This window comes from Rosenbergiella gaditana, from assembly GCF_018494065.1.
GTDB classification, from domain to species: domain Bacteria; phylum Pseudomonadota; class Gammaproteobacteria; order Enterobacterales; family Enterobacteriaceae; genus Rosenbergiella; species Rosenbergiella gaditana.
The window spans coordinates 100940-126122 of record NZ_JABBFR010000005.1 but is presented as its reverse complement, the minus strand read 5'-3'; the positions used below and the strand labels follow the sequence as shown (position 1 = coordinate 126122).

Genomic DNA, 25183 nt, shown 5'->3' with positions numbered 1-25183 from the left:
AATCTGTTAGATTTACACAACAATTACGCTTTAGCAGGCCGATTTATTAAAAACTCCCGTCGACAGATAGCGGTCACCGCGATCACAAACTATTGCCACGACCACCCGTTCAGGATGCGATTCCGCTAGACTTAGCGCTGCCGATACCGCTGCTCCAGAACTTATACCGCCAAAGATGCCTTCCTGCTGTGCGAGCGCACGAGCTGCTTGCTCCGCCCTCTCTTGGGTCATCATCACAATGTCATTCACCCATTGCGGCTGATAGATACTCGGCTGGTAGGCCCCTTCCCAATGACGAATACCGGCTATTTGGCTTCCGGCTGCGGGCTGCAAACCAATTACCTGGATCTCTCTATTTAGCTGTTTCAGATAACGACCCGTTCCGCTGATGGTACCAGTGGTCCCCATACTGGAGACAAAATGCGTAATACGTCCAGCGGTCTGCTGCCAAATCTCTGGGCCCGTAGTCTGGTAGTGGGCCAACGCATTATCAGGATTATTAAATTGGTCTAATACCACACCCGCGCCTTGCGCAGCCAAGCGCTGAGCGTAATCACGCGCATATTCCATGCCCTGTGCCTGATCGATCAGGATTAGCTCAGCCCCGTAAGCTTGCATCGCTGCTTGACGCTCAATACTCATATTATCCGGCATCAATAACTTCAGCTTGTAGCCCAGTAATGCGCAAATCATTGCTAAAGCAATTCCGGTATTGCCACTGGTTGCTTCAATTAATGTATCACCCGGTTTAATGATGCCCCGACGTTCCGCTTGCCGTACCATTGACCAAGCAGCGCGATCTTTTACCGAACCCGCGGGGTTATTTCCTTCCAGTTTGACCCACACTTCACCCGCACCGGCCGCGGGCAGACGCTGCAATCGAACTAAGGGCGTGTTACCTATCGTGCTTTCTAGGGTGGTCACGTTTTTTTCCTATCGCTTAAACGCCATCAGCCTAGGTAAAAACCTAGGCTGATGGCAATGCTAACCTTGAAATTATCAGTACAGTTAATCAAAGGCAAGTGGCGTTAAGAGATTGTCTTGTTGATAAACACGTGCTTGTGCCAAATTAAGATAGACCGTCGTACCGCGATCAGGCGCGACCACCGTTTGACTAATGGCGGAGAGTGGATCTAGCGCCATTCCCTCGACATCTAAACTGAGTTGCCAAAAATGGCCACGAGGTGTCACTTCAAGTACTTTAGCCGGTAATCGATGCAACGTGTCGGGGTGAGCTGACCAAGTTAACTCCCAAGGGCGAAGAAACAGATCGATATTACCTTGTACGCCGTAGGGTTGACTGAGTTCCCACTGCTGATGTCCGACGTGTAACGATTGTCCGGATACTGTGGCGGGGAGTCGGTTAATCTCTCCTAAAAACTCGAGCACAAAGCGGCTTTCTGGCTTCTGCCACACTTGCTGAGGCGTACCGTGTTGCTCAATGTTACCTTGGCTCATCACAACGATATGATCAGCTACATCCATGGCTTCTTCTTGGTCGTGCGTGACAAACACGCTCGTAAATTTCAGCTCATCATGCAGCTGGCGTAACCAACGACGTAACTCTTTTCGCACTTGTGCATCCAGTGCGCCAAAAGGCTCATCAAGTAGTAATATCGCAGGTTCAACCGCTAAGGCGCGGGCTAATGCCACTCGCTGCTTTTGCCCGCCGGAAAGTTGTGCAGGATAACGCTTAGCGAACTCCTTAAGCTGCACCATCTCTAATAATTTCATCACCTTCTCACGGATCACCGCTTTACTTGGCCGTGATTTACGTGGCATCACTGTGAGTCCGAAGGCGATATTATCGAATACATTCATGTGTCGAAACAGTGCATAATGTTGGAAGACAAACCCCACCTGCCGATCGCGTGCATGGACTTGGCTGACATCACGTCCGTGAAATAAAATCTCCCCAGAATTCTGATTTTCTAACCCCGCGATAATTCGCAGTAGCGTGGTTTTACCTGACCCGGAGGGCCCGAGTAATGCCACCATCTCGCCAGAAGGAATATCGAGACTAATTTGGTTAAGCACCTGGGTGTCACCAAAGGATTTAGAAATCTGGTTAATATTAATGCTCATTTTCGCCTGCCTGTGCGCCGTGCTGCTGACGTTCTAAGCGCCATTGCAGTACACTTTTTAAACATAAGGTGACCATCGCCATCATGGCTAATAATGCCGCAGCAGTGAAAGCCCCGACGGTATTGTAATCTTGGTTCAGCAGTTCTACTTGTAACGGTAAGGTATATGTTTCACCCCGTATCGCACCGGACACCACCGATACTGCCCCAAACTCACCAATGGCTCGCGCATTGGTTAAGACGACGCCATACAGTAACGCCCAGCGGATATTGGGCAACGTCACTCGGCGAAACATCTGCCAGCCATTGGCACCAAGAAGTATCGCTGCTTCATCTTCTTGGCTACCTTGGCTTAACATCACCGGTACTAACTCTCGGATAACGAAAGGACAGGTAACGAAAATAGTGACCAGTACCATTCCTGGCCAGGTAAACATCACTTGGATATTGTGCGCGTCTAACCAGCTACCAGCAGGCCCATTTATCCCCCAAAAGAGAAGGTATAGCAAGCCTACTACTACCGGTGAAATCGCAAAGGGAATATCGTACAAGGTCAACAAAAATTGCCGGCCCGGAAAATTAAAGCGACTCACTAACCACGCCAGTAACGTACCAAAAATAAGATTAACCGGTACGGTAATCAGCGCGATAAGTACCGTAAGCCAGATAGCATGCAACATATCACCGTCGCGCAGATTATGTAACGCAACCCCTACCCCTTCGCTAAGGGCCTGCCAGAAAATATAGACTAATGGCACCAACAGAAATAGTGCAGCACTAAGAAGCGCCAGTGTGATGAGTATCCACTTCGTCCAAGGGCGTGTCGAGATAGCCATTATTTACCCCCTAAACGACGCCCGTAGCGACTCTGTAATGTATTGATAGTAAACAGCAGAACTAAGGATGCCCCCATAATGACCGAGGCAATGGCGCTGGATGCTGGGAAATCAAACTCTTGCTGGCGAACAAAAATGAGTAATGAAATGACTTCTGTCTTCCATGCAATATTACCGGCAATAAAGATGACCGCCCCGAATTCCCCAAGACTACGGGTGAAGGAGAGCGCGGTACCGGCTAATAATGAGGGCGCAATCTCTGGTAAAATGACCTTGAAGAAGGCTTGTCTAGGACGCGCGCCTAAGGTCTCCGCTGCCTCTTCATACTCTGGACCTAGCTCTTCCAATACCGGTTGGACCGTACGGATAACAAAGGGAATACTGGTAAAGGCCATCGCGACGGCAATACCTAACCAAGTGTAAGTCACCTTGATGCCATATTCGGCCAGCCAATGTCCGTACCAGCCATTTGACGAGAACAAACCTGCTAGCGTTAAACCGGCGACGGCAGTCGGTAACGCAAAAGGCAGATCCATCAAACCATCCAGAAATGTACGACCTGGAAAGCGATAGCGCGTTAATACCCACGCCATCAAGGTCCCAAACACGGCGTTAAACAGTGACGCAATCGCGGCCGATAACAGCGTTATTTTGTAGGCGGCCACCAATTGGGGATCGCTAATTACCCGCCAATATTCTGCCCAAGTCATATGCGATAACTGCATCAATAAGGCGCTGACCGGTAATAATAGAATTAAGCAGGTAAAAAATAAGCTCGTGCCGAGACTCAAGCCAAACCCTGGTAAAACACGACGTTGACGTGAAAAAATCATAATGATGATCCTGCTGCCTGCAATGTATCGAACTCCCCTTGCGGTGCAAATTGTGACTGCATAGCCTGCTGCCATGAGCCAAATTGCTGTTCAACCGTGAAAAAATGAACGGACGCAAAATGTTGCTGTGCCACAGTGTTGGGCGTCGCGTGATAAGTGCGGTAATAAAAACGCGTTAAGATATTTTGCGCCTCAGGTTGATAAAGAAAATTAAGGTAAGCTTTTGCCACGGTCGTCGAATGATCCCGCTCGGTATTGCGATCAAGCCAAGTCACCGGGAACTCCGCTTTTATATTAGTGGAAGGAATAATGACTTGGTAATGTTCGCCAGGATAATGCTGCTGCAACGCACGAGCCTCAGCTTCAAAAGTGATCAGCACATCTCCCAACTTCTTATTAACAAAACTTTGTGTTGCCCCACGTCCACCAATATCTGCCACTTGCGTGTTTTTGACCCATTGGCGCATAGCGTTACGCACCGCAGACTCGTCTTGACCGTGAGTAATGCGTAACGCTCCCCATGCCGCCAACCACGCATAGCGTCCATTACCTGAAGTTTTAGGATTAGGGTAAATTAGCTTAACGCCAGGCTTGACCAGATCCTCCCACCCTGCAATATGCAATGGATTACCACGGCGCACGACCAAGGCCATGGTTGAATAGTACGGTGAACTATTATTGGCTAAACGCTGTTGCCAATCACCGGGAATCAGCGGCCCTTTATCGTGCAGGATCTGTACATCGGGAACCTGATTAAAGGTCACAACGTCCGCACGCATACCTTGCAGTAATGCTAATGCTTGTTTGGAAGAGCCGCCATGTGATTGACGAATTTGCAGTCTATCCTGCGGATGTTGGGCATCCCATTGCTGAATAAACACAGGATTCAATTGTTCGTATAGCTCGCGTGATACATCATACGAGCTGTTAAGTAACTGAGCTGGATAGGCAGACGGTGCGGCAAGCATCAACATGCCCACCACCGATGGTGTATAGCGTCTCTTCATACCTGAAAATTCCAATCTCAACCTCAGTCAATCTAGAAGTTCTCAGTGTATTAATAAGGATAAAAAAGCAGTAATAGTTTTATATACCGATTACTGCTGTGTAATTGCTAAAAAATATATAACGATTAGGCGTGCCAGAGGATTTCAGATAACGTCCACTGCTTAAGCGTATCATCGGCAGGCATGATGCCAGTTGGCCCACTGAACTCGCCTTGGTAGATAACCTCAAGATGTTGGCTATTCGGCACTTTACATTGTACGTGCTGGCTATCACGGCCCGGTTGGCAGTTACCATAGGCTTTTTGGAACAACGCTGAGAACGGTGCACCGAAAGCAATTCCCTTAGGGGTCTGCACACCGTTGTCCGACACATTGATTTTTTTGACTGTGCTATCGCCATAGAACGTCATCGTAATCTGTTGATCTTTCATCGCTTGGAAATAGCTTTCAATCTGGCCGTTGCGCGTTCCCATGCCTTGACGTATCCGGTAATCACTGCCAATACCTTGGCTGATCGCTTCAGCATTAAAGGGAGTTAAGCGAGTGATTTTTCCCACTCCTTGCTCGCTCACCGTCACAGAGGAACCAAACCAGTTCCAAGGCAATGCGGATGACCAGGTGTAGCTCAATGGGTTCCACCAATGGACGCTACTGCTAGCAGTTTCAGTCTGGTGACTGGAACCGGCACAGCCGCTGAGCAATACGACACTGGCAAGCAGTGCACAGGATAACGCTTTCATTTCAATTCCTCTTGCATTTCTGTTCAGTGCAACTAGGAGTGATCGTCGAGTAAAAAGTTTACTTTACTACCGTTTTTTGTTGCGTGAAACACCGTTTTAGACGGGGCATAGTCAACAATGCTACTTCGGTTAACAGATCAAAAAGGGTTAATATCAGTAAAACTGGCGAGGCTTCCAAGTCGACTCTATTCCACTGACTCAGTTGCCATCCACAGAGCAACGCACCGCTGAATAATAAGCAGAGTCGACTTAAGCGCCAGCAGCGTGGAAAACGCTGGCGATAGCCACTTAGGATCATGCAAATAAGCGCCGGTAACCCCATGGCTAAGCCAATATAGAAGGTCGATATCTCGGGAACAAAAAGACGCAACAGCGCATCACCTTGTTGTCGTGATGCCGCCGCCATGATCAACAATAACCACGCCCGCGCTTGATAGAGTAGGATCACCCAAAGTAAAAATGGCAGAGGGGCCGCTATCTCTTCACCTTCAGGATCAAAAGATTCCATCATCTGCTTTATTTAGTATTCACGGTCTTCAATTAAACGCTTTCCAAGACTAGTCACTTCGTTGATTTCGTAGTCCAATTTTTCATAGAAACCCAGTGCGAGATCATTATCATCGCGGATTTGTAAATTAAGCTTCGGACAGCCTCGAGCAATCAACTTTTTCTCTAACCGATTCATTAACGCATTGGCAAAACCACGGCCTTGATAATCAGGGTGTACCGCGAGATAGTAAGCTGAGCCGCGGTGACCGTCGTACCCGCCCATTACGCTACCGACAATTTGTCCAGAAAGCACAACGACAAGGAAAAGATCCGCGTCGTGTCGTAATTTACGTTCAATATCAAGTTCGGGATCGTTCCAAGGACGTAGCAAGTCACAACGCTCCCACAGCGTAATGACTTCATCGATATCTTGTTGTTCGAAAACACGAATTTCCATTTATTGGCCTCCCCTTGGTGGAAACGAACTATTATGCGTCTGAGTAAGGGTGTTAGAAAAGGCAATACTCAGTAAAAGGCTGAAATATTTCAATGTTAGCAATATCGCTAATGTTATTATATAACCTGATTAGTAATAGTAATTCTCATTAACTCTTCACGGATCTGAATCTAATGAAAAAATTGGCCTCTCTGAAACAATTAGTCAATCGCCGCCAATTACTCTTTTCTGGTCTCGCGCTGGCGGTGCTGTCACCGCGTGCAGTATTGGCCGAAGAGTCGCGGATTTCGGTGTCTCGTCAACATCATTCGGCAGCAAAAAAGAGTCATTCGGGTAAATTTATTGTAATGCTCGATCCCGGCCACGGGGGCATCGACTCTGGTGCAGTCGGTGAAGAAGGCTCGATGGAAAAGCATGTCGTGCTGGAAATTGCCAACACGGTACGTCAATTATTAAGCAGCCACCCGCATATCGAAGCACGGTTAACTCGTGACAGTGATCACTTTATTCCACTTTATCAACGTGTCGAAATCGCTTCTCAGCATGGAGCGTCACTCTTTATGTCAATACATGCCGACGGCTATACCGATCCGACAGCGCGTGGGGCATCAGTGTTTGCCTTATCTAACCGCGGTGCAAGCAGCGCGATGGCTCGCTACCTTTCAGATCGTGAGAATGCTGCCGATGCGGTAGGTGGTCTAAAAGTTCAGCAAAAAGACCAATATCTACAGCAAATTTTATTCGACTTAGTCCAAACCGATACTATTAAAAATAGCCTGACACTGGGTAAACACGTCTTAGACACCATTCGTCCGGTGCACCATCTACACAGCCAACATACTGAGCAAGCAGCCTTTGCAGTATTAAAGTCCCCCTCTATCCCCTCTGTACTAGTAGAAACCTCGTTTATTACTAATCCAGGTGAGGAACGACTGCTAGGTACCACCGCTTTTCGTAAAAAAATTGCTGGGGCGATTTCTGGTGGTATCGTCAATTTTTATAATGAACAACAACGTCGTAGCCGCCGAGTCAGTTGATTCACTTAATGTTCAACGAAGGTTGTAGAAATAGATCATGAGTACGCAAACAATCGAGAAAGTAAAGCAGTTCTTCCTGTCCTTGCAGGACACCCTTTGTCAACAATTGACCGAACTCGATGGTCAAGCCTCTTTCCTTGAAGATGACTGGATTCGAGAAGCTGGCGGCGGCGGTCGCACACGCGTCTTGAGGCAAGGCAAGGTTTTCGAGCAAGCTGGTGTTAATTTTTCCCACGTCCATGGTAGCGAAATGCCGGCCTCAGCTACCGCCCATCGCCCTGAACTGGCAGGACGTAGCTTTCAAGCGATGGGCGTGTCATTAGTGATACACCCTAATAACCCCTATGTGCCGACCAGCCATGCCAATGTCCGTTTTTTTATCGCTGAAAAACCCGGAGCAGAACCTGTTTGGTGGTTTGGCGGCGGCTTTGATTTAACGCCATTTTACGGATTTGAACAAGACGCCCAACATTGGCATAAAACTGCTGAAGCATTGTGCCGTCCATTCGGAGAAGAGGTCTATCCACGCTATAAAAAATGGTGTGACGAGTACTTCACCTTACGTCATCGTAACGAGCAACGTGGTATCGGCGGATTGTTTTTTGATGATCTCAATACCCCAAACTTCGAACACTGTTTTGCTTTCACTCAGGCAGTCGGATTAGGCTTTTTAGATGCTTATCTGCCAATTGTTGAGCGACGTCACGCTACACCATACGGTGAGAGAGAGCGGCAATTCCAGCTGTATCGACGTGGACGCTATGTTGAATTCAATCTGTTATGGGATCGGGGCACCTTATTCGGTATTCAGAGTGGTGGCCGTACTGAGTCGATATTGATGTCGATGCCTCCTCTTGTCCGCTTCGAATATGATTATCACGCACCCGCCGGTACACCTGAAGCGCAACTTACCGAACAATTTTTGACGGTTCGTGACTGGCTATAATGTTGATGACTCGGCGTAACATACCGAGTCAAATCACATCGTTGCTTATAAAAAGAAACATAATAATTCATCCTTTTTCTAATAAGCGCAGTGTAAAACAGCTATTATCATCAATTACTTTTTGCCCATGTGTATGGATCTCTCTCCCTTGAAAAAACTGACTTTACCCCTCGTTGCGACGCTCCTTATCTCTGCAACCAGTACCAGCTTTGCTGCCCCGAGAGTGGCTCCGCAAGTTAGCGCCGATATCGTACAGCGCTATGCACAACAGATTTATCAACAAACCGCTGCCGCCAGTATGACGATGGTGGTCATTGATGGGAACCAGCACTACTTTACCAGTGCAGGAGAAACACGCCGGGGAAGCGGTGTTCGCCCGACGAAAGAGAGCCTCTTTCGTCTAGCGTCTATCAGTAAACTCTTTACCAGTGAAACCTTAGTCAAATTAGACCAACAGGGAGCCGTGAAGCTTTCAGATCCCTTGAGCAAATATTCGCCTAAAGGCATGACAGTACCGTCTTTTCGGGGCTACACCATTAAGTTACAAAATCTTGCCACACACACTGCGGGGCTTCCTCGCGAAATGCCGGGCGGACGTGCAAATCGCCCTGTCTTTGTCTGGCCAGAAAAATCAACACGCTGGCAGTGGCTACAGCATGCCAAATTGAAATCGATCCCCGGTACAGTCGCGGCCTATTCAAATTTAGGATTCGATTATTTGGCCGATGCGCTATCGCGCGCCAGTGGCAAGCCCTATCCGCAGTTAGTGCAATCGTTGATTACACGCCCACTGGGTATGAAAGATACAACCTTTACCCCCTCTCCTGATCAGTGTCGGCGGCTAATTATTCCGCGCGACCACGCAAGCCCTTGTAACAATACACTCGCCGCGATCGGTAGTGGTGGACTGTATTCGACCGCGGATGATATGGAACGCTGGATGCAACAATTTCTTTCCAGTTCAATCAAACCTCGCTCGCCGCTGGCCAGCACTTTGCAGCGCGTCGTTTATCCGCGTAGCCAGCTAGTACGAATGAATGGTATGGATGTCGCAGGCCCTGCTAGTGGGCTAGGGCTAGGCTGGGTGCATATGAATGCGGTAGGAAGCCAGCCAGCTCTGGTTGAAAAAACCGGGGGTGGGGGTGGGTTCATGACCTATATTGTTATGGATCCACGCAGTAATGTCGGTGTCTTTATTGCTGTTGCCCGTGCACCAGGTAGCCATTTCACCCCGATGAGCCAAGGTGCTAACCAGTTAGTCACGGCCTTAGTCAATAACCGCTAATCTTACGTAAAAAAAACGGTGTCGTACAAGACGACACCGTTCAACTTCTCTTACTGGCAAGGGATCATCCCCTCTCACCACTATTCTTCGTGATGCGCTGACATATGCTGCTGCTCACGTAACGAGACTTCGTGAACTCGCTTACGCACACCAAACCAGCCAATGATCAACAGAATAATAATCAGTGGTACTGAGGCAATAGTGTAGGTTCCGTTAGGATAATCAAATGCCATTAGCACCAACACACTGGCTAAGAACAACAAGGTTAACCAGGATGTAAAAGGAGCGCCCGGTAGCTTGAAGGAGACATCTTCAGCTTTACCTTCACGAATCGCTTTACGTAAACGAAGTTGGCACAGCACGATAAACGCCCACGAGCAGATAATCCCTAAGGATGCAAAGTTTAGAACGATTTCGAATACTTGGCTTGGGACATAATAGTTCAGTACCACCCCAAAGATATAGATCACAATCGTGGCTAAAATCCCGGCATAAGGCACCTGCTGGCGACTCATTTTCGACATAAAGCGTGGTGCTGAACCGCCCATCGACATTGAACGCAAGATCCGTCCGGTGGAGTACAGTCCAGAGTTGAGGCTCGATAATGCCGCCGTCAATACGACGATATTCATGATACTTCCGATATACGGTACACCTAGTTTACTAAAGAAGGTCACGAAAGGACTTTGACCCGCTTGATAAGCATTCCAAGGAAGTAACAGAACGAGTAACACTACTGATCCGACATAGAACAGACCAATTCGCCAGATCACGCTATTAATCGCTTTGGGGACCATGATTTTAGGATTTTTACATTCCCCTGCTGCGGTACCCACTAACTCTATTGAGGCAAAGGCGAACACCACCCCTTGCACCAAAACAAAGGCAGCCATTATCCCATGTGGGAAAAAGCCTCCGTTATCTGAGATTAAATGAAAACCTGTCGTGCTACCGTCAAGTGCTTTACCGCTTCCTAAGAATACCACTCCAACCACTAAGAAGATTACGATAGCCAAAACCTTGATTAACGAGAACCAAAACTCCATCTCCGCAAACCATTTGACCCCGACCATATTCATGGTACCCACAATCGCTAGCGCCCCTAATGCAATCACCCATTGTGGGATATCGCCAAAGGCTCCCCAATAGTGCATATAGAGCGCGACGGCGGTGATATCCACGATGCCAGTCATCGCCCAGTTTACGAAGTACATCCAGCCTGCGACATAAGAAGCTTTCTCACCCATAAATTCACGCGCGTAGGAAACGAAACTGCCGCTTGAAGGACGATGCAGAACGAGCTCTCCCAATGCACGTAAGATAAAAAATGAGAAGATGCCACAGACCAAATAGACTAAGGCTAGGGCTGGACCTGCGAGTTGTAAACGAGCCCCTGCGCCGAGAAAAAGCCCGGTACCAATAGCTCCGCCAATTGCTATCATCTGTACTTGACGGTTTCCCATCTCCTTACGATATCCGGAGTCATGGGAGTTTAACCACTTACGTCTGGCGTGCTGTAAATCAGCCGCTGTTTTTTTTGTATTTTTCATAGGTTTCCTGTTTGTCCACTTCTACAGCAAATCCCCTCTAGCGCATTAGCACAGGTAAAAATTGGCGAATTTATCTAGAGGGTGATGAATCCTACCTGTAAGTCATTGAATTGGTAAAGCCCTGTAAAGAATTAATCTACGTTAACGTTTGCCTTTTTCCCTAAAATAAGGATTATCACATTGATATATAACTCTTTTTATTTCGAAGAAGGATTATATAAATTCATGATATTGTTCACAGTTCACCTACTGGCGTCAAAACCCCCAGCGATAATTGTTATCAACCTTGCAGAAGGGTAGATAATGCTGGCTAAATCCGGCATTATCCTTGATTAACCGTGATCTTTTGACTTAATAATTAGGTAGTACTGTCTCATGACTCAAGTAACCGCGCCGACCCTTACCCTCTATGGCATTAAAACCTGTGACACTGTAAGAAAAGCACGCAAATACCTCTCTGAAAATCATATCGTTACCACTTACCATGATTTCCGCCAACAGGGCCTAGACGAAACCTTGCTGGATCAACTGATCCAAGGTCTAGGCACCAAGGCATTGCTTAACACGCGTGGCACCACTTGGCGTACGCTCTCTGACGAGCAAAAGCAGAGTGCTAGCGACCCGGCGGCGGCCCGTCAGATCATGCTTGAGCACCCTGCTGTCATTAAACGCCCTGTGCTAGTAAGGGCTGATGGAGAGATGTTGGTGGGTTTTGATACCGCCGTGTGGTCAACCTTTATCCAAGGAGATCACTAATATGTTTTGCCCGGTTATCGAGCTTGCCCAACAACTTATTCGCTTCCCGTCATTAAGCCCCGACGATGCGGGCTGCCAAACGTTATTGATTTCTCGACTTAAAGCGATTGGCTTTCATATCGAACCCATGAATTTTGGCGACACCCAGAATTTCTGGGCTACCCGTGGTCAAGGCCAAACTCTAGCTTTTGCGGGTCATACCGACGTCGTACCCGTGGGCGATGAACGCCACTGGATTAACCCTCCTTTCGAACCCGCTATCCGTGATGGCCTACTTTTTGGCCGCGGTGCGGCCGATATGAAAGGCTCCTTAGCCGCCATGGTGGTGGCGGCTGAACGCTTCGTTGAGCAACATCCTCACCATACGGGACGGCTCGCCTTTTTGATCACCTCCGACGAAGAGGCAAGTGGTATCAATGGTACGGTTAAAGTCGTTGAGCAATTGATGGCACGACAAGAGCGCGTGGAGTACTGCTTAGTGGGTGAACCCTCAAGTACTGAGCGCGTCGGCGATGTCGTCAAAAACGGCCGCCGTGGGTCGATCACCGCGAACTTGATCGTGCATGGCGTACAAGGACATGTCGCGTATCCTCACCTTGCGGATAACCCTGTTCATCGTGCGCTCCCTGCACTACAGGAATTAGCGGCAACTGAATGGGATCAAGGAAATGAATTTTTCCCGCCGACCAGTATGCAAATCGCCAATATTCAGGCCGGTACGGGTAGTAATAACGTGATCCCGGGCGACTTATTCGTGCAATTCAATTTCCGTTTTAGTACCGAATTAACCGACCAGCAAATTCGCGAAGCCGTCGCCAGCCTGCTTGATCGCCACCAACTTCGCTACACCTTGGAGTGGAATTTATCCGGTCAACCCTTCCTTACCCCAAAAGGCGCTCTCGTTGATGCTGTTATCGACGCGGTTCAGCACTATAATGAAATTAAACCAGAGTTACTCACCAATGGGGGAACCTCTGATGGACGTTTTATTGCCAGAATGGGAACTCAAGTGGTTGAGTTAGGACCGGTCAATGCCACTATTCATAAAATTAATGAATGTGTTAGTGCGGCGGATCTACAAACACTAAGCCGAATGTATCAACGGATTATGCAGTTACTGCTGACCTAAGGAGCCGTATATGGAATGGGTAAAAGAGCATTGGTGGATATTAATCATCCTGTTTATGGTAGGATTATTGGTCAATGTGTATAAGGATTTAAAACGCGTTGATGTCAAAAAATACTTAGATAACAAACCCAAATTACCGCCTCATCGTGATTTTAACGATAAGTGGGATGACGAAGAGGATGATTGGCCGAAGAAAAAATAGGCCATCATCGTTGGGCTGCGGAATAACCGCAGTCCATTTTCGTTAGATCATTGGGATCACATCGTCGTTATCTGGCGCTTCCCCTTGCGAGACTTGATCAAAATAACGCTGTGGGATGGTCTCTTTTAAATGCTTTAACGCGATTGCAATGCCCTGCTCATCAATGGCATGGGGTAATTCATCGATGATATCAAGCGTTACATCTCCCCCCGCTTCATTTAGCCACTGCTCGGCATTCACCGCATGAATTAATGGGATCTGCTCGTCATCATCACCATGGATCAGGTGAATGGTCGTGTTCAGGGAGGCCACTTCCGGGGCGCTGTTATAGCGGCCACTAAAAATAATGGCACGCCCTGCCAGTAATTCATCAGTTTTCAGCGCTTCGAGGATCATCATGCTGCCTTGCGAAAATCCAATTAATGCCGTGGCCTCTGGGCTAACTCCACACTGTTTTTGGCATTCACGGATCGTTTGCGTAAACAACGGCATAATTTGATCGATTTTCTGTTGTGTCTTTGTGGTCGAAGCCGCAGGTTCTTCATCAATAAACCAAGCACTGCCTCCCTGTGCCAGTGGAATCGGCGCCCCTACTGACACCACAAAGGCGGCAGGAAAATCTTTGGCAAACCATTGACCAATTTCAGCCATAGAACGGGGGTCATCACCGCTTCGATGGAATAACACAAAAAGTTGTGGTTGGGGTCCGCTTCCTTGTTGAACCATTACATAATCGATATGTGCCATAAATAACCTCTCACTACCGGTAAACCTGAGTCATTTAAGGTGACCACTCAGGTAAAAGTGTTAAAAATGCTGCCGTTTCACGGCGTAATTGTACCAGCCACTGTTTACGACTCCAGCCAGCGGGAAGCTGTGGAGAGTGTAAACAATGCTGTAAAGATTGCCCACACAGTAAGTGGGGATAGCATTGCCGCGCCCGCCAGAGTGCAGGAAAACTTACACTTAACGGGCGATGTGCTTGCGCGAACCCAACCAGTTCCTGATAATCGTCTGGAGAAAATAAGGGATCTACACTGGATTGTTCACTTAGCGAGAGCTCTGGCGAGTAACGCGCTTGCTGGATCGGCCAGTCTCGCTGAAAATGGGCCACGGCCTGTGCACATAACTGCTGGCCTGCCTCGGTAAGCGGAGCGATCGCCATTGCAGCATAACATCCACTGCTCGCTTCACGTTGAGTCCCCATTCTCACCAGCTGAAAACCACAACGCTGCCAAAATTGCCACAGTTCTGGCGTATAACCAAAGCTGACAGAAATAAAATCCTTATCTTGGCTGTTTTGCAATAAGGCGTTGACCAGGCGCCGACCAACCCCTTCACGGCGCAGCGACTCACTCACCGCAATACGGCTAATACGTCGGCTAGCCAATACCATTGCTTGCGGAAATCGGCTATGGGCGGCTAATGACTGAGCCACTAGGTTACCCCGAGGGCGTCTTTCACCACGCCACACTGCCTGGGCAAGTTCGACGGATTGCTCGCCTTCATCTACCCACCCCAACGCGCCATAACAGCACTCATCGTCGACCATTTGCCAGTAACCGCACTGTGGAGCATCCATCATACGGCGTAAATCAATAGGGGTCGTGCGATAGTGCGCGGATTGTAACAGTTGAAATGTCGCAGTAGCTAACATAGGGTGCTGCTGCCAATCTTCTGGCTGATACACGCGTAGGCACAGCTCGGGGGATTGTTTCGCAACCGATGCGGGAAGATCGCGTAACACCAATAATCGTTCGATAAAGCTTTCCAGTGGATCGCGAGCCGAATAGCGCTGTGGGGTCGTCAATGTATAATGCTTCGTCATCGCTCCCGATGTACCAAACTTCAATAAAAAACCCTGTCCGGTACCTTCGTACCCTTCCGTCGTTGTCAGTAATAAACACCGAGGAAAGCGGGCGATCAAGGCTTGTAGCTGGGGGGTCGGTAGCGATGCCGCTTCATCGATAATCAGCCACTGCCACGTTCCTGTATCTTCTGCCGCTAAGATGGCGTCAGGCGCCTGAAAATGGTAGTGCTCTCCCGCATGACGCGCCATCACAGCAGTCGCCACTTTTGCAGGTCCCGTGATCAGGCAAGGAGGTTCTAAGGCGGCTAACATCCCCCCTAAGGCGGATTTTCCGCGGCCCCGTGGGGCCGTCACACTGTAGTTGCCAGCGGGTAACCGTCGTAACTCATCAATAATCGCTTGTTGCGATTGCCCACCTTGCGGCGTCCAATCGGGCATCGTTAACGGTGAGTCGTATGGTGCTGGCTCGCCCTCACGCCAGATGAGATGGGAAGTATCGCTGAGTAGTTGACGCCAAAGATGGCGATAAAAGATCGGTGTTGCAATCGGGTGTTCGCACTCGGCCCAACGCAGGCTATCGACGTCGATCAGCGGCTGTTGTGCAGAGGATTGAGGTAACAGTAGAACAAGCCAACTGCCTGCCACTAAGGTGCCCGCCAGCGCCGCGAGCGTCTCTAGATGAAGACCTTGCGACGCATCGTAAATGGCATGCAGCCATTCCTGACCGAGAAACTGCTGCGCACGCAGGGCGAGATACTCGTCAGCATGGCCTGTGGCCGCTGTCGCAACGCGTAGCCAGTCACCAGGATACGCCGATTGCCACTGTAGAGTCGCCCTGTCGCGAAACGGCTCTGAACCGCTTATAACACAAATGCGCCGCAACCCCTTGCGACGCATTTGTTCAGCGATAAACGCAGACTGCACGTTAACTATCCTGCGAAAGTATTACATTGGCCCGGTTCGCCACTGTCAAATCCACGTTTAAACCAACTGTAACGTTGCTGCGATGTTCCATGAGTAAAGCTGTCTGGCACAACACGTCCTTGGCTTTGCTGTTGTAGCTTGTCATCACCAATCGCTTGTGCAGCGTTTAACGCTTCTTGTAGATCGCCCGTTTCAAGCACCTCTTTTTGCTGCATGTAATGGCCCCATACCCCAGCAAAGCAGTCTGCTTGAAGTTCTAACTTAACTGAGAGGTGGTTAGCATCGCTCTGCGAGCCTTGCTGCATTTGTTGACGAACCTTGCTTTCAATCCCGAGAAGATTTTGAACGTGGTGGCCGACTTCGTGGGCGACCACATAACCTTGTGCAAAATCTCCGTCCGCACCCAGCTTGTTCTTCATCTCATCATAGAAAGAGAGATCGATATAGACTGTTTTATCGGCGGGACAGTAGAAAGGCCCCATTACTGATTGACCCGTTCCGCAGCCAGTTCGGGTAGCGTTACGGTACATCACTAATTTCGGGGCTTGGTATTGCTTACCCATTTTTTGAAAAATTTCGCTCCATGTATCCTCGGTCGAAGCGAGGATCACTGAGGTGAATTTAGCAGCTTGCGCATCATCACTACTTTGTGGTGCGGGCGTGTGCGACTGGCTCACAGAGGTGCTTTGCCCGCCACCACCACCGAGGAGGGGTGTTAAGTCGTAACCATAGTAGCCTGCTACCACAACCACGATTAAGAGTACAATCCCGCCCTTACCTGCTGGAATGCGAAAACCTGATCCACCGCCAGTCGGCGTTGAACTATCGCCACGACGGTCTTCAACATTGTCACTCTCTCTACGTCCTTGCCAACGCATAGCACACCTCTCCATCTCGATTATCGTATAATGATAAATAGTAATCGCAGTACGCGGAGATAACCAGTAGAAAAACTAAAGTTGCTGCAGGATAACGAATGGGTAAGACAGCACTCGCTATAAGTTAGCGAGTGCAATAAGTCATTAATCTAAGGTTACACCAAGACGCTGAGCAACCATTTCATAGGCTTCAACAACCCCCCCCAGACTTTGGCGAAAGCGGTCTTTATCCATTTTATCTAATGTTTCTTTGTCCCACAGGCGTGCGCCGTCTGGAGAAAACTCATCCCCCAGCACCACTTCGCCATTGAAGAGTCCAAACTCAAGCTTGAAATCGACGAGAATAAGGCCAGCTTGGTCAAATAAAGCGCTGAGAACCTGATTCGCTTTAAGGGTTAATTCACGCATCCGCGCAAGATGTTCGCTACTCACCCAGCCAAAGGTGACGCAATAAGATTCATTGATCATCGGATCATGATGGGCATCATCTTTTAGAAAGAGGTCGAATAGCGGCGGATGTAATACCATCCCCTCCTCAACCCCTAAGCGCTTCACGAGCGAGCCCGCTGCACGGTTACGGACAACACATTCAACAGGCACCATATCGAGTTTTTTCACCAGGGCTTCAGTGTCTGATAACAACGCTTCCATTTGCGTTGGGATGCCAGCTTGTGCCAATTTTTCCATGATGAAATGGTTAAATTTATTATTGACCATTCCTTTGCGGTCAAACTGCTCAATACGCGCTCCGTCTCCGGCTGATGTATCATTACGGAATTCCAGAATTAGCAGGTCCGGGTTCTCGGTGCTATACACTGTTTTTGCTTTTCCGCGATACAGCTCAGCTTGCTTTTGCATCTTGTTAACTCCACTCATCGTCGACTCTGAAAATTACTCTGCATAGCGTCAGAATTAACCACTACGCAATCGTTTACCTAGCTGGGTGCTATTATGCCAAAATAAAATAAAAAAGGCCGGAAATTTCCGGCCTGTGAATAATTTATTTATTTAACGCGGCTTGTAAGACAGCGACCAGCGCATCATTTTGCGATTGCGTCAGGATATGACCCTTAGGATCAATAAACTGTAGACTACTACGGTTATCAAGATCACCGACTTGCAGTTTATATTTACCTTCTGCTAATTCAGGATCTTTTGCACCGAGTGCCGCCCATTGGCTGCTGCTCAGATTACTGTAACTCAACTGCAAGCTACCGTCTGCACGGTTACTGTCAGAAACCGTCATCCCTGCAAGCGGTAAAGCTTTAGGTAGGCGCTGCCACGTCACATCAAAAGGTGCACGCACGATTAAGTTTGGAAGACCTGTATCATCAGCACCGCTCTGCACGTCAACGGTGCCAGTGCGATTTACTACTGCCGTATTTTGACGATCGGTTTCTGCGGTATTCAGCTGAGCCGAGATATCATTAAGCAGCTGAGCGGTATAACGCTGAATTTCCGTGTTACTGGTCACCGCTTGGCCTTTTTGTTCTAAGGCAATAGGTTTAACCATTAAGGTCTGCTCATACCCTTGCGCTACAACAGCCACTTGGTAACGACCGCGATATTGATGATCTTCATCTTGGCGATTCCAAGAAATCCAATCTGTGGTTAGTTGCTGACGTGCGTCATCTTGTTGCGCAATAGCAAACTTATTCGCCTGTAAGGCAGCGACGGTTTGTCCCCATAATGACGATCCTGTGTTAGCAATCTGAAGCAGTCCGGTGGTGCCTTGGAACTGCGCACGGCTACCATTAAGCAAAGACAGTGCCTGTACAGGTGGGCGAATATCTAATTGCTTACCGACTGCTCCTTGCGCACGTCCTTGCGGGACGGCATAGTTTGCGGATTCGAGCGGCAGAATCATTCCTTGAGGAACGTTCATTTGGCTCAGTGCTGGCGCATCGAGGTACTCTTCATTGCCGTTGACTTCGCGCTTGTAGTGTTGATCATGCGAACAACCCGCTAATAACATTGCAACGGATAATCCAGCAACTTTTACTACCGCCGAATGTTTAACTGAGTAAGCCATTAAATCTCCCTAACTTATCGCAGTCCTGCATCACGAATTGCCTGTAACAGTACCGGTTCTGAAGCCGCCGATAAAGGTGTCATAGGCAGACGCAAGGTATCATTTGCGATCAATCCCAGCTGTTTAGCCACCCATTTCACTGGGATAGGATTTGGTTCATAAAATAAGTGCTGATGAAGCGCCATGAGTCGCTGGTTTAAGGCACGAGCCTCAGTAAATTGTCCTGCGGCGGCCAGTGCACAAAGCTGTGCCATTTCACGGGCTGCCACATTCGAGGTTACTGAAATAACGCCCTCCCCCCCCAACTGCATAAAGTCTAACGCTGTTTCATCATCACCACTAAGTAAAATAAAATCTTCTTTGGTCAACGCTTGGATCTGACTAACGCGGGATAAGTTCCCTGTCGCCTCTTTAATTCCGATAATATTTTTTATTTCGGCGAGACGCGCGACGGTTTCTGGCAACATATCACAGCCTGTCCGTCCGGGCACATTATAAAGTAATTGCGGTAAATCGGTACTCTCTGCAATCGCTTTAAAATGCTGGAACATTCCCTCTTGTGTCGGGCGATTATAATAAGGCACAACGCTTAAACAGCCAACCACGCCACTTTTATCTAAACGCTGTGTCAGAGCAATACCTTCAGCAGTAGCATTCGTACCGGTTCCAGCAATGACTGGGATACGTCCGGCAGCTAATTCGACGGTACGCAAGACAACATCAATGTGCTCGTCGTGGGTTAAGGTTGCCGATTCACCTGTCGTGCCAACGGCAACGATTGCAGAAGTGCCACTGTCAATGTGGTAATCAATTAATTTTTTAAGGCTGCTCTCACAAACTTGCCCGTTTTCGTCCATCGGTGTGACGAGTGCAACAATACTTCCGGTAAACATAGCTATCCCCTCATTTCCCAAGGTCTTCATGGTAAGGTGTCAATCATACTAAAAGCAAGACAGTGAATGCACTCAACCGCTTGTCAGCAGTTTTTTTTATGTTTACCTTAAGATAATTAGTAAAACACTGGGAAACATCACATTGTCATCCTCACCTGTGCATTTAGTGATTACTGCGCTCGGCAGCGACCGTGCGGGAATCGTCAATACTATCACCCGACACGTTAGCCAGTGTGGGTGTAACATCGAAGATAGCCGACTGGCATTACTGGGCGGGGAATTCACTTTTGTGATGCTGCTTTCGGGGTCTGCTAACGCGATCAATATGATTGAATCGACCCTGCCGATAAAAGGCGCTGAGCTTGAACTTTTAATTGTGATGAAGCGCACACCTACTGGTTCAACACCTGTCCGTCATGAAGGGTTCTCATTGGCGGTTGAAGTGCCGGACTCGCCACGCATTATTGAACGGTTCACCGCGCTACTCACGCATCATCGTATGCATATTGCTGAGTTAATGACACGCGCCCAGCCAGGAACACCCGCAATGTTATCGATTCGGATTCATGCCTATGGCAGTTCTGCTAAAGACTTAGCCGATTTGGAGAAAAATTTTCAGCATCTTTGCGTTGAATTATCGGCACAGGGCACACTGCAAGCCGATGGTCGACAAGAGACCGAACGGTTATAAGTCCACCATTCTTCTATGACACGTATAATTAACTTGAAAGCAAATAAAATTAGGCTCTATCCTTACGATTGAAAAAACAGTTTTCCGCCGTAATCTATGTTGGAATAGAAACTGATCGCTAACATCAGTATTAGGCAAAAAATAATTGGAGATAACGTATGGCCCTTTTAACTGTAGGCGATGCTGCGCCGCAATTTACTTTACTCGACCAAGATGGCGAAGAGGTGAGTTTATCTGACTTCAGTGGAGAGCGTGTTCTCGTCTACTTTTATCCTAAGGCAATGACACCGGGTTGTACCGTGCAAGCCTGTGGCCTGCGTGACAACATGTCATCATTAAAAAGTGCTGGGGTGCAGGTATTGGGCATTAGCACGGATAAGCCAGAAAAACTGTCGCGCTTTGCCGAGAAAGAATTGCTGAACTTCACCCTACTTTCTGACGAAGATCACGCGGTGTGTGAAGCCTTTGGTGTCTGGGGAGAAAAAAAATTCATGGGAAAAACTTACGACGGTATTCACCGCGTAAGCTTCTTGATCGATGGTAAAGGACAGGTCGAAAAGGTATTTGATAATTTCAAAACCTCTAATCACCATGATATCGTTTTAGACTACGTACAAACGCATTAATGACGTTGTTCCAGCGAGGGGGCACGGTGGCTTTAATCAATAAGAGGCTAGTCACAATAGTGATCGCAGCGTCACTCGGCTGGAACAGTATCGCTTTTGCGGATGTCACCGATACCTTACCCGATATGGGGACTACTGCCGGCGAAACTCTGTCCATTAATCAAGAATTGCAAATGGGCGACTTTTACGTCCGTCAATTACGCGGCAGTGCCCCGTTAATTGATGATCCACTGCTTACCCAATATATCAATGGATTAGGCCAGCGATTAGTGGCTCATGCCTGGTCAGTAAAGACCCCTTTCCATTTTTTTCTTATTCAAAATGATGAGCTAAATGCCTTTGCCTTCTTTGGCGGCAATGTGGTGTTACACTCAGCCCTATTTCGCTACACCGATAACGAAAGTCAATTAGCCTCGGTGATGGCTCATGAAATTTCGCACGTCACGCAACGGCATCTGGCCCGGGCGATGGCCGATCAAAAAACTAATGCTCCGTTAACCTGGGTAGGCGCTTTAGGCTCGATTCTGTTGGCCATGGCTAACCCACAGGTCGGTATGGCGGCGTTGACCGGTACCCTCGCCGGTACACAGCAGGGTATGATCAGTTTTACCCAAGAAAATGAACGGGAAGCCGATCGTATTGGCTTACAGGTTTTACAGCGTGCTGGCTTCGATCCACAAGCTATGCCAGATTTCCTTCAGAAACTGGCCGATCAAACGCGCTATTCAACCACACCTCCCGAGATATTATTAACGCACCCGCTGCCTGATAGCCGACTGGCTGATGCACGAAATCGCGCCAGCCAAATGCCGCACCCAATACTGCAATCTTCTCAAGAGTTCTACTTTGCGAAAGTGAGGATCCTCGCTATGTACGCTTCAGAACAGGAGAGCAGGTCATTAGATGATTTATTAAATCAATACGAAAAAGGCAATAATCGCGAGAAATTAGCCGCCACTTATGGTCGTGCGGTGATGTTTATGCAAGCCAAAAGTTTTGATAATGCACATCGCTTAGTCACTCAGTTACTCAGCCAGCAACCGGCTAACCCTTGGTTCCTCGATTTAGCGACCGATATTGATATTGGCCTCAAACAACCGAATCAAGCCATTAGTTTACTAACTGGCACGCCTGGATACCTGTCTAGTCCTGTGGTTAGAGTAAATTTAACCAATGCCTACATCGAAGCGAAACGTCCCGCAGAAGCGTTAAAGATGCTAAATCGCTACACCTGGGATTATCCAGATGACCCCATCGGTTGGGATCTAATGATAAAAGCCACGGGCGATCTGGGTATGACGAACGAACAGCGTTTTGCTCAGGCCCAAGGTTTAGCGCTAAATGGACAAATTGATCAAGCGATTAGAGCCTTAAGCGATGCCAGTGCTCAAGAGAAGACTGGAAGCTTAGCGCAACAACGCTACGACGCGCGCATCGATCAACTACGCTTATTACAGCAGCGCTTTAGGCAATATCAGAAAGGGTAATACTATGCAGGTGCAGATTTATCATCATCCCCGCTGCTCAAAGAGTCGTGAAACCCTTAAATTATTACACTATCTGGGTATCGAACCTGAGGTCATTCTCTATTTACAGGATATCCCAGATATCGAAACGTTACGCACCCTCTATCGTCAGCTGGGGTTTCACGATGTACGCGATATGATGCGCCGCAAAGATGCACTCTATAAAGCGTTAAAGATAGAGGATCAGGAATACGAAAAAGAGAGTTGTTTGAGTCTGCTCACTCAATATCCGCAACTGCTTGAACGACCCATCGTGGTTTACGGTGATAAAGCAAAACTCGGTAGGCCGCCAGAGCAAGTATTAACGCTTTTTTCAGCGTTAAAGCCCTAGCGCCTCTTTAACAAAAGGAATGGTTAACTTGCGTTGCAGACGGATAGAGGCCTGATCAAGCTGATCAAGGGTTTCGAAGAGTGTGCGCATTTCACGGTCCAGACGCTTGATCAGGAAGCGCCCGACATCTTCTGGCAGCTCAAACCCTCGAATCCCTGCACGCTTCTGTAATGCGAGAACTTTTTCATCGTCATTAAGCGGTTGTAACCAGTAAATCTGCCCCCAGTCTAGACGAGACGCCAAATCGGGAAGTTGAAGTTCGAGCTGGCGAGGCGGTGCATTGCCACTGATCAAAAGACGCGTTTTACCCACTTCAAGGATACGGTTGTAGAGATTAAAAATCGCCATTTCCCACGCTTCATCCCCAGCAATACAGTGAATATTATCAATGCATACCAAGGCAAGTTGTTCCATCCCTTCGAGCACTTCTGGCGAAAACCACGTCCGCTTATCTAAAGGTACATATCCCACTGCCTGCTCTCGTGCTGACAATTCACTGCAGGCGGCATGCATTAAATGACTGCGTCCCGCACCCTCCCGCGACCAGAAGTAGATATAGCCTCCCTGAGGCTGATTCAATACCGTGTTGATAGACGCGAGTAAAGCGGAGTTTGACCCGGGCCAAAAACTGGAAAAGGTTTCATCATCAGGTAAATAGAGTGGTAAAGAGAGTTGCGCTGGCGTGTTCAGAATAACCTCAATAATGGGAGCCAGTTAAAATCTTAGCCAGTTTAGCATAAATTCTTCGAAGTGTTGAATGAGTGAGATCACTCTTCAATCTAAGGCTTATCGGGGGAAGTGAATAACCTCCCCCGTCCAGTTCTATTCCTCTACAGCCGCTTCAGGCAGCCAACGCTCAATAACATAAAAAATAAGGCTTAAAGTAACCCCGACAACCGTTGCCAACGCCATTCCTTTCAGTTCAGCCGCCCCAATATGAACGGACGCGCCGCTAACACCAACGATAAGGATAATGGCGGTAAGGATTAAATTTTTCGCCTTGCTGTAATCGACTTTCGCATCAATCAAAACCCGAATACCGGATGCTCCAATCACCCCATAGAGCAGTAAAGAGACGCCGCCCATCACGGGTACTGGGATTGCTTGAATAATCGCGGCAAGTTTCCCTACACAAGATAACGCAATCGCCATTATGGCCGCCCCACCAATCACCCAAGTACTGTAGACCCGAGTAATCGCCATCACGCCGATATTCTCGCCATAAGTCGTATTAGGGGTTGAACCGAAGAAACCTGAAAACAGCGTTGATAAACCGTTGGCCAGCATGGAGCGGTGTAACCCCGGGTCGCGAATCAGATCCCGTTTCACAATATTGGCCGTTACCACTAAATGTCCAACGTGTTCGGCGATCACCACCAGTGCCGCCGGGAGTATGGTTAAAATCGCTACCCATTCGAAACGAGGATGATAAAAAGTCGGCAAAGCAAACCACGCCGCCTGTTGAACCGGGAGCCAATTGACCATACCCAAACTGGCCGCCACGGCATAACCGGCGACCACCCCAATCAAAATTGGAATAATGGCAAAAAAACCTCGGAACAGTACCGCGCCGAAAACCGTGACGCCAAGGGTGATCATTGAAACGACTAGTGTGTGGCTATCACTCACTGTACCGGCTTCGGTTACCAAACCGGCCATTTTTGCCGCAACGCCCGCTAATTCAAGACCAATCACGGCAATAATCGCACCCATGGCGGCGGGAGGGAATAAAACGTCTAACCATCGCGTTCCCGCAAACTTAACGATAAGTCCTACTAAGCAGAATAGCGCACCACAGGCAATAAAGCCCCCCAGCGCCACCTCATATCCTTGAGGAAGTAGCAGTAATACCGGAGAGATAAAGGCAAAACTCGACCCGAGATACGCCGGTATTTTACCCTTACAGATAAAAAGATAGAGCAGTGTTCCTATGCCATTAAACAGCAGAATTGTCGCAGGATTAACATGAAATAACACAGGAACCAAAACGGTAGAGCCAAACATCGCAAAGAGATGCTGTAGGCTAAGGGGAAGCGTTTGGTGCAGCGGCAAACGCTCATCGACTGCTATAGTACGACGACGCATAGTAACTCCCTGAATGAGGCATAAAAAAACCGACCA

Annotated in this window: 27 protein-coding genes; 10 read left to right on the top strand and 17 right to left on the bottom strand. The window is 48.4% G+C overall.

Going from position 1 to position 25183, the window contains the following annotated elements; translation table 11 throughout:
- Positions 1-30: 30 nt before the first annotated feature.
- From cysM to HH682_RS05470, 8 genes are all read right to left on the bottom strand, one after another.
- A complete protein-coding gene (gene cysM / locus HH682_RS05505; protein WP_214236602.1) occupies positions 31-924 on the bottom strand; it encodes a cysteine synthase CysM in 894 nt (297 codons plus the stop codon).
- 84 nt (positions 925-1008) lie between these two features.
- A complete protein-coding gene (cysA, locus tag HH682_RS05500) occupies positions 1009-2085 on the bottom strand; it encodes a sulfate/thiosulfate ABC transporter ATP-binding protein CysA (protein WP_214236601.1) in 1077 nt (358 codons plus the stop codon).
- On the bottom strand, positions 2075-2920 hold the full coding sequence (gene cysW / locus HH682_RS05495) for a sulfate/thiosulfate ABC transporter permease CysW (protein ID WP_214236600.1): 846 nt from the start codon (positions 2918-2920) through the stop codon (positions 2075-2077). Before cysW ends, cysA begins: the two co-directional genes overlap by 11 nt.
- Positions 2920-3753 carry a sulfate/thiosulfate ABC transporter permease CysT gene (cysT, locus tag HH682_RS05490; RefSeq protein ID WP_214236599.1) on the bottom strand — a complete coding sequence of 278 codons (834 nt, stop codon included), beginning with the start codon at positions 3751-3753 and terminating at the stop codon, positions 2920-2922. Before cysT ends, cysW begins: the two co-directional genes overlap by 1 nt.
- Positions 3750-4760, bottom strand: a complete 1011-nt coding sequence (cysP, locus tag HH682_RS05485; protein WP_214236598.1) for a thiosulfate ABC transporter substrate-binding protein CysP — start codon at positions 4758-4760, stop codon at positions 3750-3752. Before cysP ends, cysT begins: the two co-directional genes overlap by 4 nt.
- 125 nt (positions 4761-4885) lie before the next feature.
- Entirely contained in the window at positions 4886-5500 is a 615-nt protein-coding gene (locus HH682_RS05480; protein WP_214236597.1) for an RpoE-regulated lipoprotein, read from the bottom strand.
- 58 nt (positions 5501-5558) lie between these two features.
- A complete protein-coding gene (locus HH682_RS05475) occupies positions 5559-6011 on the bottom strand; it encodes a DUF2919 family protein (protein WP_214236596.1) in 453 nt (150 codons plus the stop codon).
- A gap of 9 nt (positions 6012-6020) precedes the next feature.
- A complete protein-coding gene (locus tag HH682_RS05470) occupies positions 6021-6446 on the bottom strand; it encodes a GNAT family acetyltransferase (protein ID WP_214236595.1) in 426 nt (141 codons plus the stop codon).
- 173 nt (positions 6447-6619) lie between these two features.
- Here HH682_RS05470 and amiA point away from each other — a divergent pair, with 173 nt between their 5' ends.
- The 3 genes from amiA to ampH all read left to right on the top strand — a co-directional run bounded on the left by amiA (position 6620) and on the right by ampH (position 9714).
- Complete coding sequence (amiA, locus tag HH682_RS05465; protein WP_214236594.1) at positions 6620-7483, top strand: N-acetylmuramoyl-L-alanine amidase AmiA; 864 nt, start codon at positions 6620-6622, stop codon at positions 7481-7483.
- Between the two features lie 37 nt (positions 7484-7520).
- The gene (gene hemF, locus HH682_RS05460) at positions 7521-8429 is read left to right on the top strand and encodes an oxygen-dependent coproporphyrinogen oxidase (protein WP_214236593.1); all 909 of its coding nucleotides are present in this window, start codon (positions 7521-7523) and stop codon (positions 8427-8429) included.
- 133 nt (positions 8430-8562) lie between these two features.
- Positions 8563-9714: a D-alanyl-D-alanine-carboxypeptidase/endopeptidase AmpH gene (gene ampH, locus HH682_RS05455; protein WP_214236592.1), complete on the top strand. Its 1152-nt coding sequence runs from the start codon at positions 8563-8565 to the stop codon at positions 9712-9714.
- 80 nt (positions 9715-9794) lie between these two features.
- On the opposite strand, the gene ansP is transcribed toward ampH, so the two are convergent.
- On the bottom strand, positions 9795-11264 hold the full coding sequence (gene ansP, locus HH682_RS05450; protein ID WP_214236591.1) for an L-asparagine permease: 1470 nt from the start codon (positions 11262-11264) through the stop codon (positions 9795-9797).
- Positions 11265-11639: 375 nt separating this feature from the next.
- Here ansP and HH682_RS05445 point away from each other — a divergent pair, with 375 nt between their 5' ends.
- The 3 genes from HH682_RS05445 to HH682_RS05435 are packed head-to-tail and all read left to right on the top strand — an operon-like array spanning position 11640 to position 13351.
- Positions 11640-12020: an ArsC family reductase gene (locus tag HH682_RS05445; RefSeq protein WP_214236590.1), complete on the top strand. Its 381-nt coding sequence runs from the start codon at positions 11640-11642 to the stop codon at positions 12018-12020.
- A gap of 1 nt (position 12021) precedes the next feature.
- Positions 12022-13149, top strand: coding sequence for a succinyl-diaminopimelate desuccinylase (dapE, locus tag HH682_RS05440; protein ID WP_214236589.1), 1128 nt, complete (start codon positions 12022-12024; stop codon positions 13147-13149).
- A gap of 10 nt (positions 13150-13159) precedes the next feature.
- A complete protein-coding gene (locus tag HH682_RS05435) occupies positions 13160-13351 on the top strand; it encodes a YpfN family protein (RefSeq protein ID WP_214236588.1) in 192 nt (63 codons plus the stop codon).
- A 42-nt stretch (positions 13352-13393) separates the two neighbouring features.
- On the opposite strand, the gene ypfH is transcribed toward HH682_RS05435, so the two are convergent.
- The 6 genes from ypfH to dapA form a co-directional block, all read right to left on the bottom strand.
- Entirely contained in the window at positions 13394-14098 is a 705-nt protein-coding gene (gene ypfH, locus HH682_RS05430; RefSeq protein ID WP_214236587.1) for an esterase, read from the bottom strand.
- A gap of 34 nt (positions 14099-14132) precedes the next feature.
- Positions 14133-16085 carry a tRNA(Met) cytidine acetyltransferase TmcA gene (locus HH682_RS05425; protein WP_214236586.1) on the bottom strand — a complete coding sequence of 651 codons (1953 nt, stop codon included), beginning with the start codon at positions 16083-16085 and terminating at the stop codon, positions 14133-14135.
- A 5-nt stretch (positions 16086-16090) separates the two neighbouring features.
- Entirely contained in the window at positions 16091-16963 is an 873-nt protein-coding gene (gene ypfJ / locus HH682_RS05420; RefSeq protein ID WP_214236585.1) for a KPN_02809 family neutral zinc metallopeptidase, read from the bottom strand.
- A 144-nt stretch (positions 16964-17107) separates the two neighbouring features.
- Positions 17108-17821, bottom strand: a complete 714-nt coding sequence (gene purC / locus HH682_RS05415; RefSeq protein ID WP_214236584.1) for a phosphoribosylaminoimidazolesuccinocarboxamide synthase — start codon at positions 17819-17821, stop codon at positions 17108-17110.
- Positions 17822-17963: 142 nt separating this feature from the next.
- Positions 17964-18995 (bottom strand): outer membrane protein assembly factor BamC, encoded by a 1032-nt coding sequence (gene bamC, locus HH682_RS05410; RefSeq protein ID WP_214236583.1) that lies wholly within the window; start codon positions 18993-18995, stop codon positions 17964-17966.
- 14 nt (positions 18996-19009) lie between these two features.
- Positions 19010-19888 (bottom strand): 4-hydroxy-tetrahydrodipicolinate synthase, encoded by an 879-nt coding sequence (gene dapA / locus HH682_RS05405; RefSeq protein WP_214236582.1) that lies wholly within the window; start codon positions 19886-19888, stop codon positions 19010-19012.
- A 142-nt stretch (positions 19889-20030) separates the two neighbouring features.
- On the opposite strand from dapA, the gene HH682_RS05400 reads away from it, so the two are divergent.
- The 4 genes from HH682_RS05400 (at position 20031) to arsC (ending at position 23062) form a co-directional block, all read left to right on the top strand.
- The gene (locus HH682_RS05400) at positions 20031-20579 is read left to right on the top strand and encodes an ACT domain-containing protein (RefSeq protein WP_214236581.1); all 549 of its coding nucleotides are present in this window, start codon (positions 20031-20033) and stop codon (positions 20577-20579) included.
- A gap of 158 nt (positions 20580-20737) precedes the next feature.
- Positions 20738-21205: a thioredoxin-dependent thiol peroxidase gene (gene bcp, locus HH682_RS05395; RefSeq protein WP_214236580.1), complete on the top strand. Its 468-nt coding sequence runs from the start codon at positions 20738-20740 to the stop codon at positions 21203-21205.
- Positions 21205-22692: a beta-barrel assembly-enhancing protease gene (gene bepA / locus HH682_RS05390; protein ID WP_214236579.1), complete on the top strand. Its 1488-nt coding sequence runs from the start codon at positions 21205-21207 to the stop codon at positions 22690-22692. Before bcp ends, bepA begins: the two co-directional genes overlap by 1 nt.
- A gap of 4 nt (positions 22693-22696) precedes the next feature.
- Entirely contained in the window at positions 22697-23062 is a 366-nt protein-coding gene (gene arsC / locus HH682_RS05385) for an arsenate reductase (glutaredoxin) (protein WP_214236578.1), read from the top strand.
- Here the strand turns inward: arsC and hda are convergent.
- Together hda and uraA are read right to left on the bottom strand one after the other, a co-directional pair.
- Positions 23051-23767, bottom strand: coding sequence for a DnaA inactivator Hda (hda, locus tag HH682_RS05380; protein WP_338049315.1), 717 nt, complete (start codon positions 23765-23767; stop codon positions 23051-23053). The two genes, arsC and hda, sit on opposite strands and share 12 nt — an antisense overlap.
- A 117-nt stretch (positions 23768-23884) precedes the next feature.
- Positions 23885-25147: a uracil permease gene (uraA, locus tag HH682_RS05375; RefSeq protein WP_214236577.1), complete on the bottom strand. Its 1263-nt coding sequence runs from the start codon at positions 25145-25147 to the stop codon at positions 23885-23887.
- Positions 25148-25183 lie beyond the last annotated feature (36 nt).